The organism is Sphingobacterium populi, from assembly GCF_001586775.1.
GTDB classification, from domain to species: domain Bacteria; phylum Bacteroidota; class Bacteroidia; order Sphingobacteriales; family Sphingobacteriaceae; genus Sphingobacterium; species Sphingobacterium populi.
On the sequence record NZ_LQXS01000003.1, the window covers coordinates 545,920 to 559,157 of the forward strand.

Genomic DNA, 13,238 nt, shown 5'->3' on the forward strand with positions numbered 1-13,238 from the left:
ACTTCCTTATATAGTGACGACTGATTTATTTATTTTGGATACTTAATTTATCACCTTCTGCTACCGTGTTTGCTCCATCTACGATGATGCGGTCGTTGGCCTTTAGCCCACTTTGTACCACTACCTTATCTTGAAGTTTGGTACCTAAAGTGATCTGATTGAATACGGCGGTGTTACTATCACTTACTGTATAAACATTGGACGAACCTAGCTGCTCTAATACTGCTTTTAATGGAATAACTACTTGTTTTTCTTGCGATGTATTTGCTAAACGCATTGTGAGGTTCATGCCAGCGCGTAAGCGATGATCTGCATTGGCAAAGCTAGCGCGTACACGTAACGTGCCGGTAGTTCTATCCACAGCACGGTCTACTACCGATATTTTTCCTGATTCAGGATATATAGTGCCGTCAGGCATACGTACTTCGATTCCGCTGTTGGTGCCATTTTTTTGCATGTTGAGAATATGTTCAATGTTTACCTCGTTTACTTGAAATTCTACTGCAATTGGATTTGTAGTGGAGATGATATTTAAAAGCGTATTCCCGGCTGTTACCAATGCGCCGTTACGCACTTGAGATATGCCTACTGTGCCTGAGAATGGAGCATAAATGGTAGATCGGAGCAGGTTAGTATTTGCCGTTTCTAATGCGGCTTTAGCGGCCTGTACTTGCGCACGCTGATTGTTGACGTCGGTTGCAGCATAGTCGAGCGTTTGTTTGGCAATCGCATCACTTTTTGCTAACTTTTCATAACGTTCCAGATCTTTCTGCACACGATCATAGTCTGATTCAGCAATAGCTACATTAGCTTTAGCTTGCTGTACTTCTGCTAAGTATCTTGTCCGATCAATCTCATACAATTTTTGTCCTTTTGATACGAACGCGCCGTCGCTTACCAAAATATTGGTGATATATCCTGAAACTTCTGCTAGAAGTTCGGTTTCTTGTAATGGTACTACATACGCTGGGTATTCTCGATAACCCGTCACAATTTGTTCTTCGACGGTAGTTACGCTAACGTTTTTTTCAACTTGTCCGCCTTTGGCTGCGCTTTCTTTTTTGTCGTTATTGCACGACTGCCAGGTAGCTGTTGACGCTAATAGTAATAAGAAGTATATCGTATTTTTAGTCATGGTGTGAGTTAGTTTATTGTATTTGAATATTGCCTAATGCGCGTTCTACGTCAATTTTACTGGAAAGTAGAATATACAATGCGTTGAGGTAATTGAGCTGGCTGGTGCGTAAGTCTGTTTCTGATGTCATCAAATCCAAATACGTTTTTATGCCTTCGTCATACTGCAATTTTATAATATCGTAGACCTCTTTGGATAGCGCGACATTCTCCTGACTTACTTTCCACTCGTTCATGTAAGCTCTGTAGTTGGTAATTGCTTCAGAATATTCGGCACTGATTATATTTTTCATGTCGAGTAGATCCCATTCCAATTGTTTCTCCTGCAATTGCGATCTTCGAATCTCGTGCTGTCTTCTGAATCCTTGAAATACAGGTATGGAAAGACTTAGACCTACAGCAGATGTTGGAAAACCGCGGTTGTACAATTCGCGGAATTCGGGATTGAAGTAATTTATTTGGTAATTAGCCGCAGCACTTATGGTGGGTAAGAATTGCCATTTTTGAAACTTTGTATTAAGTTCTTGCTCGCGTTTCATGTTGGTCAACTGTCGGTACTCTATACGACGCTCTTCTTGCAAAACTTCAGTGGTGTCTAGCATGACCTTGGCTTCAAGGTTTTCCTGATGATAAGACAGATCCATCGGGTAGGATAGAGGCAATGCGAGCAGTTGCTTTAAGTAATCGTACTTAAATTTACGAAACTCGTGCGTTCTCTTTAATTCGGCTTGCGAATTGTTTAGCGAAATCTGAGCTCTTTTGAAATCAGTTTTATCGACTAATCCTACCTCATACTGCATGCGCGCATCGGTAAATTGACGTTTGATTCTTGCAATATCTTCCTGAATAATTTTAATCTGCTCTTCTGTTGTAAGAATATCAAAATATGCCTTGCTAACATCGACCACTGCACTGATCTTTTGCTCCTCAAGCGTTTGCTTATAACGTTCGCGGATTACACTAGCTGATTTAGATGCTAGCAGAAGCTCTGGATTTAGTAGTGCCTGTGTCGCTTGCGCACCAACATTGCTCGTATTGCGCTGCCCCATTTGAATAAGGTTGCCACCAATAATCGTAGTCGGTATTTGCAGATAATGATTCAATACACCAGTAGCTTCTACTTGCGGAAAATAGCCTGACAAGGCAGATTTAATTTCTTTCTCACCAATTTCGACACCCAAATGGGCTCTTTTTATAGTGATTCTGTTCTCTAATGCGTAGTCCAGTAGCTCTTGTAAGGTCGGCGTAGCCGAAAGGGAGCTTTTGCTTTCTTGCCCGTAAAGCAGAAAGGTGGTGATGCTGAGGCAGGTTGTTAAGAAAATATATTTAATTGCGCAGCTCATACGTATTCTTTTTTAATTGATTTCCAAACTAGATCAACCATTTCATCAAGTTCTTCTTTTTGCATGGTAACTTTTCCAAAAATGACTGATTTGATATAAGAAACAGCAACACCTGTAAACGCTGAGTTTAAGATATGAATGCTGGTGTCTCTTAATTGATTGAGTTCTATTCCACGAGCGAGGAAATTTTGGATATTCGCTCGATCTTCATTAGGCTGCTGTAGTTTTCGCAATCGCTCTGTCTCATGAAATGGAGAAGAATAAAACTGATTCATAAAGCAAAAGTATGTCGGATAATCGGTGTAAAATTGTACAAACCTCCGCCAAACTTTCTTAAAATCATTCTCGTACTGCTCTTCCGTAAGTGTAGTACCATCGAAAATGAAGTCCATCAATTGAGCTTTGCAGTAAGCAAACAATTCTAATATCAGCTCTTCTTTGGATTCAAAATAATGATAGATGGTGCCTACGGATAATTTTGCATGTTGAGCGATTTGGCTCATGGGCGTTCCGTGGAAACCGTTGTCTTGTAGTAAGACCAACGTACTCTGGAATATAACCTCTTTTTTGTTTGTAGATTGAACGTTCATTTGATGGATTCAAATGTAGTGTTTTTAACTACAAATTGATTGTCAAATTCTCGTTATACTTTCTGCAAAAAGAGATTGTCTTTTCGGTAAATTCATTACCGCTGCTTAAAAGAAATTTTACTGCTAGTTTGGTTTTGTCGAGAGTGCCTTTTTAACCTCTTCAATATCGAACTTTACCTCCGAATCGCCAAATCTCAACGTGATATAGGTAAGTACGTACGCTATATCGACATCAGTCAATTGTGGATTTGCGGGCATCACGCCTGCAAAGATTTCGTTAGCCACTTGAATAGTATCCTTTAATCCATAGCGAATTATGCGTGGTAGTAGATCCCGATTATCCTTAAGATAATTGGGATCTGTTAAAGGAGGGTAAAGTTTGCCCAATCCTTCGCCATCTTTACCGTGGCAGTTTTGGCAGTGAGCGCGATATACTTTTTCGCCGTTGGTCATGTATTGCGTCGTCTTGATGTCGTACGTATTATTGCAACTATTTGCCAGCTGCATAAGTACCACTATTATGAATATACAAGTGAAGACAAAGACTGTATTTCGCATTTAAGAACTTGAATTTTGTTCTTCTAATAAAATTTTAAGGTCTGATTGCAATTTATTGACCTGCTCGTCATCTGTACCATCGTACGCTCCACGAATTCGGCGTTCTTTGTCGATCAAGACGAGATAACCTTGATGATCGTAACCTCCCGGTGCATTTGCATCTTCAGCGGTATATACGAGGTATTTTTCAGACATGCCATAAATGTCTGCCTTCGTGCCATTTACAAATTGCCATTGATCATTAGTTACGCCTAATTTGTTTGCATATGCTTTCAAGACATGCGGTTGATCGTATTTAAAATCGATACTATGAGATATAAAAGCAATTCTGTCATCTCCTTTGTAATCCTCGTACACCTTAAGCATATTTCTTTGCATTGTGGGGCAAATGCTTGGGCAGTGGGTAAAGAAAAAATTGGCGATGTAAACCTTATCATCGAAGAATGACTGTGTCACGATCGCACTGTCTTGATTGAGGAAGCTGAAATCGGGTATTGTCTGATAAATGGTGTCGATCACAGTTTTGCCGTTGACTGTACGTTCTACAGGCTCGCGGTGCCCGTAAATCGGCAGCTTGGTGGTCTTTTGGTCGCAAGAAACCATATTAAGGCTTACTATGACAAGCAAACTGCACCATAGGTTGGTATGTTTTATCATATTATTTAACATACGATTTCATTTTAGCGTCTATCTGTTGATTTACTTGATCAAATTCAGTACGCATAAGTTTGATACGCTCTACCTCGCTCTGCTGATAGGATACATCGGTGCTATCTAATTTGTAGTTGCGCATCCAATCCATCATACTTCCCGTAGCAGATTCAATATCTTGTTTTAGCGCGGTCAGTTCGGTACGTATTGTGGTCGTATCTAATTCTGTTTCTTCAGATTTGGACGCTGAAAGACCATTTAATATAGAATCGATTTTTACCGCTGTTTTATCAAATTTGCTGATCTGCGGCATAATTTCGTCATGAACTTCTATAGCTTGTTCTGACAGGGTTTTGTGACTAATTTCATTATCGTTTGAGTGATTATTATTATTATTATTCTGACAGGAGATGAGCATTATAGCTGCGATGCCAAGTGATGTAGTCGCTAAAATAGTTCTGTTCATGACGTTTTCTTTATGTTTGTGTATTAACAGTGTTGAAATCAAATTGGAGATTACGAATATAAATTTCGTTGTGTACAGTCGCGCAGTGTAACCCATTTGTATCGAAAATTTCGGTACTAAAAGTTTGAACGACTTTGCCATCTTTCAATAAAGTGTTTAAGGCATCATTCATTTGGTCTGGATCGAGGTTTACGGAAAAATGTAGGCTACGATATCCTGGTTTCTTGTACTCAATTTGAGCAGATTTTAACCAGCTTACCGTTTTACGTAATCCGTTGCTACGTACATATGAATCGATCAGTAGCGGATAGATCGGGTCGATAGACGAAAAGATGGTGCCTCCAAAAATGGATTTATTACCGTTCATATTTAGAAGGCTTTTGCGGATGATTACATCAGCGCCAGTATAGCCCTCTCGAATATTTTTCACCCATATCCTCTGAAAAAAAAATGGTGGATATAAGCGGAGTACCCATTTTAGCCTTTTTGGTGTGACCCTCATAATGCAAAAATAACCTTTCTCTTCTAGAATGAGGAAAACTATTTATCGATCAGGACATTTTTTACAGCGTTTGCCTTTTTTGTATTTTTTACAGCATTTTTTGAAAATGCACAGATTTTCAGCACCATATACATTTATTCCTTTCGAATTTAGATCGTGCAAATCTGGCGCGTCCAGTATTGGTAATAAGATTTGATTATCCTCGCAATGCATAGCGCAAAGTTACTATTTTACTGGCAATTAGTTATAGACCTTCTAGTTTTACCTTCAGTTCGTTTACAATATCTCTGGTATAATTGTCGATGATCTGCGGATTATCTGAATTATTGTGAATGACTAGATTGCACTCTTCTTTGTGTGGCGCTAAATACGTATTAAACGATGGCATCACGTGATTTATCCATTTGTACATTACATCATCGTGATCATAGCCTCTTTCTTCGAGATCCCTCTTCAGTCTACGTTTTAAGGCGATTTGCTCATTGGCATCGATAAAAATACGATAGTCCAGCAGATTGTTTACCTCTTGATAATGGAAGATAAATAGCCCTTCGACTACTAGAATGGGAGCGGGCTCGATCTTGAGTAATTTTGGCTTTAGGTTGGGGTTGTTAAATGTGTATTCTTCTTTTTGTATGCTCTTTCCCTCAAAAAGGGCGTTGATATCGTGGAAGAATGCTTGCCGATCGATGGCCGTAGGCAAATCAAAGTTGTACAGGCGATTTTCTTCCTGAGTTTTGGTGTTTGCGGGAATATAATAGTCGTCTTGCGAAATCAGTGTTACGCTTTTCTGCTCAAAATGATTGAGAAAACTATTAAGGAAAAATGTTTTGCCAGATCCGCTACTTCCGGCTATGCCAATTACATAAGGTTTTTGCATGGGATTATTCTGTAGGAATTCCGTAAGTGATTTCAATGCGGAAGCGTTTGTCTACAGCTCCTATATAGGCTGCTGCCGATTTTGAAACGACTACAATGGCATCTTGGGTTTCTGTATTTTCTGCAAACTTGCCCACAACTTTGGCGTAGGTTACGCTATTAGAGATAGGATTGGTGATTTTTAGTATCGTACCTACTGGTGCTGTCTTATGCAGAGCCAGATTACTATTGTTCTTGGTTTCTAGATTTTCCATCCACACGGCTATTCCTTTCTCTGAAGTTTCGCGTACACCATATCGTCCGGCTTGGATATTACGTACGGGCACATCATCAATCTTTTCAACTGGCGCTGCAGGTTCAATAGCGGCCACTGGTTCAGGGGGCAGGTTGCCATCGGGTATGCGTAAGATTTGTCCTTCTTTGAGATTGTCCGACTTCAGGTTGTTTAGTCTTTTAATATCCTCTACGTTTGTTTGGAATCGTTTGGCAATTGCATACAATGTTTCTTTAGAGCCTACCTTGTAATCGGTTAATATATCTTCTGGAGATACACTAGTTGAGGGTGAAGATGGGGTACTTGTGAGTGATTGGCGCTCTTCAGTGACAGTACTCGGAATGCGCACAATATCGCCAACGCGCAGATTTTTTTTATTGTTGGCTGCCATAATATCATTAACTGGTATGCTATAGGTACGGCTAAGTGCGTAATAGGTTTCTTTTGCTTTAACCTGGTGTATAATGTAAGTTTTACCATTTACTATTTCGGTCTTCTGCTCAGTGTTGGTCTGTGCTATTAACGTGGTAGAACTAACTAGCAGGCTTACACATAGTAGTATAAAGCCATTAAATCTCCTCTTCATTATCGATACCATCATATTTTGCAATTATACTAAATACGAAACAATTTCATGTTTATTATCTGCCATAAAGAATATTTGACTACCAACTTGGAAATACGGCTGGGGAAACATTTTGGGAATAGCGCGTTGTACGATAGCTTCGTCGTGGATTGCTTCTAGATCACTTACTGCTATATGAAGATCATATCCGTTAACCTGTTGCGTGTGATAACACCATAAATAAGCTTCTGGTAGTTTGCTGATCCAAAGATCTCGTGGTATATGATCAGTAGGGAAAAAATCTGGTGGATTGTCATAGGGTAAAGGGAAGGAAACACGATTTTTTGGATATTTTGCAAAATAGTTTGGTTTACCGGACACACTTCACCCGTGCTTATATCCACAAACTGCTCTCCGCCAGTCGTAAGGTTGCGAGGTCTGATATGAAGATAATCTTCCAAAACATCAATCAGTACGTATTCATAACTGATCCACACGGGCTTTTGCGTTGAAATCTGGATAACCTGAATTCCTTCTTTTACGGGAGTCTGTTCGCCTACCTTTTTTAGGATTAGAAAATCCTTTTGAATACCCTCCATCGTCCAGTCTTTCTCGCCGGTTGCATAGCGCATCAGTTCTGCACCGTCTGCAAAGCGAAGGATTTGATGCGTAGGATTAGTGGTTTTCGAATCTCGCGTTTCCACGGCGATTTCATCACCATATCCATTTACCTCTATCTTCCAGATATTCTCAATTAAGTCTTTCTGAAACGCTTTTTTAATTGTATTTTTAAACATGTGTATGTCCTCCGATGCACATTAAGAACGAATAATCGTATGAGCAAATTTATGAAATTGACATGGTTGATGGTAATTTTCTTTACCGTCATCAGCTTGCAGTCCTTCGGACAAAAAATTTATGAGTTCAGCTTAAAAGATGAAATTGGTCCGGGCGCGTGGTATGTTACGAAAAATGCCTATGCGAAAGCGTTGAGCTCAGATGCTGATTATCTTTTGATGGAGCTGAATACATTTGGTGGAGCGGTAAATTTTGCTGACAGCATACGCACTTTGCTTTTAAACGCTGATATGCAAACGATCGTTTACATCAATAACAATGCTGCTTCTGCAGGCGCTTTGATCTCGTTGGCTACAGATCATATATTTATGCATTCTGGCGCGAGCTTGGGCGCAGCTACAGTGGTGGATGGCTCGGGTGAAGTGCTGCCGGAGAAATACCAATCGTATATGCGTGGATTGATGCGAGCGACCGCAGAAGCCAAAGGTCGTAATGCCAGAATGGCAGAAGCATTTGTCGATCCTAGTATTTCTGTGCCACACCTCAAAGAAGATGGCAAATTACTAACTTTGACAGCCTCCGAATCGGTCAAAGCTGGATTAGCAGATGCCGAAATAAAATCTACCGAGCAGATCTATGAACGTTTGGGAATCAAACAACCAGATGTCATTGTTCATCAGGTTACCACCGTTGATCGTATCATCGGTTTTCTTATCAATCCGTTGATAAGCGGATTTTTAATAATGGGTATTATCGGCGGTATTTATTTCGAATTGCAAACCCCTGGACTTGGCTTTGCAGGTGTCTTATCTGTTATTTGTGGCGTGCTGTTTTTTGCACCTTTGTATTTACAAGGATTGGCAGATCATTGGGAGATACTAATATTTGTATTGGGTGTCATCTTGATGGCGCTGGAGGTCTTCGTGATTCCCGGGTTTGGAGTAGCCGGTATTGCGGGTATTATACTTATGCTTTGTGGATTGGCTTTCTCCATGGTAGCTAATGATTTTTTAGATTTTCAACTTTCAAAACCAGGATTATTAATGAATGCATTTTTAGTAGTTGTAGGAGCTATGGTATTATCCATTGTCCTTATTATTCTTTTTGGTAAAAATGTGCTTCGTACTACGGCATTTCGCAAATTGGTACTTGCTGATGAACAGTTATCAGAAGGAGGATATACCTCTTCAGTGCCAAAAATAAATCTGATTAATAAGGTTGGCGTCGCAAAGACGGTTTTACGCCCTTCCGGAAAAATCGAGTTAGAGAGCAATTGGTATGAGGCTGTCGCGATGGACGGCTTTATAGATATGGGGGAGAAGGTTCTTGTGATTAAGCACGAAAACTACACCTTATTTGTGCGTAAGTATCAGGAACAAGCCTTATAGTTTAGGAGCTTCAAAAGATAATGCCAAGCTATTAAATGCGTAAGTGCAAGTAACAACGAAGCCCAACAGAAAAGTCTGTTGGGCTTCGTTGTTATCTGCCATCACCTAGGTGATGGCAATATGTTTGTTTTAGGTCAGAACTCCTCAGTAATATTATCGGCTTCTTCCGGATGAGCCGCCGCGACTAGCACCTCCGCCACCACCAGAACTACCTCTACTCATACCTCCACCACCAGAAGATCTCGTAGGCTGTGTACTACCACGATTTATCGTTGATCTAGCAGGAGGTGTCGCTGACCTTGGTGTAGCACTCCGGCCGACAGCCGCTCCCGACGCACGACCACTACTCGTTCCGCGATTTATATTACCTCCTTGAGCTCTTCCAACTGGCTGACGGGTAACACCTGTAGCACCACGACCTACCGTTCCAGCACGACCCGACGAACTTCCTGTAGCACCGCGTCCTACTGTTCCTGCTCTTCCCGGTGTGCCGACGTTTGCTCTACCAGACGAACTTGCGCGACCACTCGCTACAGTGGCATTACGTGACCGACCAGCAGATGTACCATTTAATATTCTACCGTTAGCATCTCTAGCTACACCTCTTCCAGCGGCTCTACCGCTTGATGCTCTTACGTTACCGCCAGACGCACGGCCACTTGCTACTCTAGGGTTACGATTTCCATAGAAATCGTTGCGGTAAAAGCCTCCGCGCCCACCGAAGTGTCCGTAGAAAGGGTGTCCCCAATAATTGTACCCCCATGGTCCCCAACCAAAGCCAGGTCCCCAGCCAAAACCAAAGCCATGCCCCCAGCCGAAACCCATTCTCCAAGGTGAACCCCAACCGAAGCCGCCGCCCCAGCCAAAGCCGCCGCCCCAACCAAAACCACCGCCCCAGCCAAAGCCTAAACCACCGTATCCCATCCATGGATCAAACCATGGGTCGTAATACATCATGCCAGGGCTCGTGTAGTAGAAGCGATTGATGCGATTAGCGTATTCAAGATCACTAAACTCGTCATCGTAGTAACCTCCAGCATAAGTGCCATTATCGGCATAAGCTTCGTCCATCACATCTTCATCACCGTAGTAATCATCTGCATAATATTCGGCCTGTGCTGTTGAAGCGCTACCTGCAACTCCAGTGTAATAATAATCTGGACTCTGATAAACTCCTCTGTCCCGCGATGCTACACTTCCGCTATAGCGTTTGCTAGAGCAGGCGCTGCTAAATAGTACAAGCAATAATGCCGCAATGCTGTAGTATATTTGATTGTGTTTCATGTTTCTCATGCCGTTAATCTTTCGATAATTTCAGTCCTAATTGTTAACTTAGACCCCCAATTAGATAGGTGGTTTAATCCGTCTAGCTAAAATATATATATTTTTCGATTCAAAGATTTTATGGGCAAAGGCATAACAAGCAGAGGCGAAGATTATTCGCAATGGTATAATGATTTGGTAGTAAAGGCCGACTTGGCTGAACACTCTGCTGTTCGAGGATGTATGGTGATCAAACCCTATGGATATGCCATTTGGGAACGTATGCAGGCAGTTCTTGATAAAAGATTTAAAGAAACAGGCCACTCCAATGCTTATTTTCCTCTTTTTATTCCTAAATCTTTTTTTTCTAAAGAGGCTTCGCACGTGGAAGGTTTTGCGACGGAGTGTGCGGTAGTAACCCATTACCGGTTAAAGAACGACGGTACTGGTAATATCATTGTTGATGAAGAGGCTAAGTTAGAAGAAGAACTAATTGTACGACCTACTTCAGAAACCATCATTTGGAATACATATAAAGGATGGGTCGAATCTTACAGAGACCTACCTATCTTGGTTAATCAGTGGGCCAATGTGGTACGTTGGGAAATGAGGACTCGCTTGTTTTTGCGTACTGCGGAGTTTTTGTGGCAAGAGGGGCACACTGCTCATGCAACAGAAGCGGAAGCGATCGAAGAAGCAGAACGTATGTTGGATGTGTACGCGGAATTTGTAGAAGGCACTTTGGCCGTTCCGGTGATTCGTGGTCGTAAAACAGAAAATGAGCGTTTTGCCGGAGCATTGGATACCTATTGTATAGAGGCTCTGATGCAGGATGGAAAAGCATTGCAAGCAGGTACATCTCACTTCTTGGGTCAGAATTTTGCTAAAGCGTTTGATGTGAAGTTTACTTCAAAAGAAGGTAAGCTCGAACATGTGTGGGCCACTTCTTGGGGCGTGTCTACGCGATTGATGGGAGCCTTGATTATGGCACATTCAGACGATCAAGGTTTGGTATTACCACCAAAATTGGCGCCAATACAGATCGTTATCGTGCCTATTTTCCGTACGGAAGAGGAGAAACAAGCTATTGACAATTATGTTGATACGTTGACATCTGAGCTGAAAGCTCGTGATATTTCTGTTAAGTACGACGACCGAGATACACAGCGACCAGGATTTAAATTTGCAGAGTGGGAACTTAAAGGCGTGCCATTGCGGATCGCTTTAGGTGCGCGCGATATGGCTAATGGCACGGTAGAATTAGCGCGTAGAGATAATCAAACCAAAGAAACAGTATCTCAGGATGGCCTGACGGATCATGTTGTGGCATTATTGGATGAGATTCAAGAAGCTATTTACCATAAAGCGCTTACTTTCCGCGACGAGCACATTACTCCGGTAGATAGTTATGACGAATTTAAGGCGGTTTTGGACGATAAGGGTGGATTTGTGTCCTGTCATTGGGATGGCACTGTAGAAACAGAGAAGCGCGTGAAAGAAGAAACAAAGGCTACTATTCGCTGTATTCCTTTGGATGTACAAGACGAAGATGGTGTTTGTATTTTCACCGGTAAACCTTCGCGTCACCGAGTTCTTTTTGCCAAAGCATACTAATTTACAGTACGAAAAGCATATAATAGCATGGCGCATTTCTTGATTCTAGGTTGCGGGTGGGTTGGTGAAGCTTTTGCCAAACTAGTGGTAAGCCGCGGGCATGAAGTGGCAGTAACGGTTACCTCCGCAGAGAAAGCAAAGCGATTGCAAGATGAAGGGATAAATGCGATGGTTCACAATTTTGATCAAAGTGCCAGACTGCCTTTGGATGGTCTGCACTTTGATTATATATTGAATAGCATACCTGCTTCGAAGAAAAATGATATCACTACGTTGAGTCTGCGCTTTGCACAGGTGGCTGATGCATTGCAGTGCGTAGCGTATAAAAAGCATATTTATCTCAGCTCTATCGGCATCTATCCGGAGCAGTCCCGCGAGTTTGATGAGTACTTTGCGGTAGAAAAGGAGATGAGTGAGCACTTGTTACTTGCAGAAAAGAAAATGCACGCTGTGCCCCACACAGTTGTGTATCGACTCGGGGGCTTGTTCGGGCAGCAACGCATCTTTGCCAAGTACTTTCAGGGCAAGATTTGTAAAACTGGCGCTCAATCGGCCAATTTTATCCACATCGAGGACGTATTGGCATTGCTATGGCTTGGTTTTATGCAGCCACTCTCTCAGTCAGTTTATAATTTGGTGTGTCCACAGCATCCTCAGAAGGAGGCTGTAATCCGCGCTTCGGCAGCAAAATATGGATACGCTTTGCCATCGGCTTTTAAAGACGAAGCATCCTATGATAAGGTGGTTCGTGGCGATAGGATAGCGCGCGAACTTCAGTATACATTCAAGTATGCATCACCAGTAGATTTTTAGCAATTAATTGCAAATTATTACAACGATATTTTGAAATTTATTTTCAATCGGATGCAGACTTTCGTACATTTGTACCGTATTTAAAAGAGATCAACAATTTTATGGAAAATACAGTGTTTGAAAGGCCGGCAAAGACGACCGACAATAATGCGAATCGTACAGAATACTATGTAACCCTTACTTTCGCCATCATCATTGGTTTGATCGGTGTATTTATTCGTTTTGTACCCGATGTTATCGTGGCGCTTGATCAATTCGAATCTTTGTTTTCATGGATTGCCAATATTGCGATTATTATCGCCTCTCTGATCGCTTTCAAGATTGTATTCGAAATTTTGGGCTTCGGCAAGAATAAATAATAAGCTATTATAGTATTTTCAGATATTCAAACTCCTGATGG

General features: G+C 41.6%; 15 protein-coding genes. 4 read left to right on the forward strand and 11 right to left on the reverse strand.

The window, feature by feature from the left end:
• Positions 1 to 25: 25 nt before the first annotated feature.
• From A0125_RS10280 to A0125_RS10325, 10 genes are all read right to left on the reverse strand, one after another.
• Positions 26 to 1,135: an efflux RND transporter periplasmic adaptor subunit gene (locus tag A0125_RS10280; RefSeq protein WP_066755362.1), complete on the reverse strand. Its 1,110-nt coding sequence runs from the start codon at positions 1,133 to 1,135 to the stop codon at positions 26 to 28.
• A gap of 13 nt (positions 1,136 to 1,148) precedes the next feature.
• On the reverse strand, positions 1,149 to 2,477 hold the full coding sequence (locus tag A0125_RS10285) for a TolC family protein (RefSeq protein ID WP_066755365.1): 1,329 nt from the start codon (positions 2,475 to 2,477) through the stop codon (positions 1,149 to 1,151).
• Positions 2,474 to 3,067 (reverse strand): TetR/AcrR family transcriptional regulator, encoded by a 594-nt coding sequence (locus A0125_RS10290; protein ID WP_066755368.1) that lies wholly within the window; start codon positions 3,065 to 3,067, stop codon positions 2,474 to 2,476. The genes A0125_RS10285 and A0125_RS10290 overlap by 4 nt, the downstream gene beginning before the upstream one ends.
• A gap of 123 nt (positions 3,068 to 3,190) precedes the next feature.
• Positions 3,191 to 3,574 (reverse strand): c-type cytochrome, encoded by a 384-nt coding sequence (locus A0125_RS10295; RefSeq protein WP_197464842.1) that lies wholly within the window; start codon positions 3,572 to 3,574, stop codon positions 3,191 to 3,193.
• 51 nt (positions 3,575 to 3,625) lie between these two features.
• Positions 3,626 to 4,282, reverse strand: coding sequence for an SCO family protein (locus A0125_RS10300; protein ID WP_066755736.1), 657 nt, complete (start codon positions 4,280 to 4,282; stop codon positions 3,626 to 3,628).
• Position 4,283: 1 nt separating this feature from the next.
• A complete protein-coding gene (locus tag A0125_RS10305; RefSeq protein ID WP_156472508.1) occupies positions 4,284 to 4,742 on the reverse strand; it encodes a transposase in 459 nt (152 codons plus the stop codon).
• A 10-nt stretch (positions 4,743 to 4,752) separates the two neighbouring features.
• Positions 4,753 to 5,244, reverse strand: coding sequence for a DUF4442 domain-containing protein (locus A0125_RS10310; RefSeq protein WP_066755378.1), 492 nt, complete (start codon positions 5,242 to 5,244; stop codon positions 4,753 to 4,755).
• Between the two features lie 244 nt (positions 5,245 to 5,488).
• Positions 5,489 to 6,124 (reverse strand): uridine kinase family protein, encoded by a 636-nt coding sequence (locus A0125_RS10315; protein WP_066755388.1) that lies wholly within the window; start codon positions 6,122 to 6,124, stop codon positions 5,489 to 5,491.
• A gap of 4 nt (positions 6,125 to 6,128) precedes the next feature.
• The gene (locus tag A0125_RS10320; RefSeq protein WP_066755392.1) at positions 6,129 to 6,983 is read right to left on the reverse strand and encodes a LysM peptidoglycan-binding domain-containing protein; all 855 of its coding nucleotides are present in this window, start codon (positions 6,981 to 6,983) and stop codon (positions 6,129 to 6,131) included.
• 170 nt (positions 6,984 to 7,153) lie between these two features.
• Positions 7,154 to 7,759 (reverse strand): hypothetical protein, encoded by a 606-nt coding sequence (locus A0125_RS10325; RefSeq protein WP_066755395.1) that lies wholly within the window; start codon positions 7,757 to 7,759, stop codon positions 7,154 to 7,156.
• A 39-nt stretch (positions 7,760 to 7,798) separates the two neighbouring features.
• Here A0125_RS10325 and A0125_RS10330 point away from each other — a divergent pair, with 39 nt between their 5' ends.
• Positions 7,799 to 9,148: an NfeD family protein gene (locus A0125_RS10330; protein ID WP_066755398.1), complete on the forward strand. Its 1,350-nt coding sequence runs from the start codon at positions 7,799 to 7,801 to the stop codon at positions 9,146 to 9,148.
• A gap of 153 nt (positions 9,149 to 9,301) precedes the next feature.
• Here A0125_RS10330 and A0125_RS15610 read toward each other — a convergent pair whose 3' ends face one another.
• Positions 9,302 to 10,432, reverse strand: a complete 1,131-nt coding sequence (locus A0125_RS15610) for a hypothetical protein (RefSeq protein WP_066755401.1) — start codon at positions 10,430 to 10,432, stop codon at positions 9,302 to 9,304.
• A 120-nt stretch (positions 10,433 to 10,552) separates the two neighbouring features.
• On the opposite strand from A0125_RS15610, the gene proS reads away from it, so the two are divergent.
• The 3 genes from proS (at position 10,553) to A0125_RS10350 (ending at position 13,197) form a co-directional block, all read left to right on the forward strand.
• A complete protein-coding gene (proS, locus tag A0125_RS10340) occupies positions 10,553 to 12,025 on the forward strand; it encodes a proline--tRNA ligase (protein ID WP_066755404.1) in 1,473 nt (490 codons plus the stop codon).
• A 27-nt stretch (positions 12,026 to 12,052) separates the two neighbouring features.
• Entirely contained in the window at positions 12,053 to 12,838 is a 786-nt protein-coding gene (locus tag A0125_RS10345; RefSeq protein ID WP_066755406.1) for an NAD-dependent epimerase/dehydratase family protein, read from the forward strand.
• A gap of 101 nt (positions 12,839 to 12,939) precedes the next feature.
• Complete coding sequence (locus A0125_RS10350) at positions 12,940 to 13,197, forward strand: hypothetical protein (protein WP_066755408.1); 258 nt, start codon at positions 12,940 to 12,942, stop codon at positions 13,195 to 13,197.
• Positions 13,198 to 13,238 lie beyond the last annotated feature (41 nt).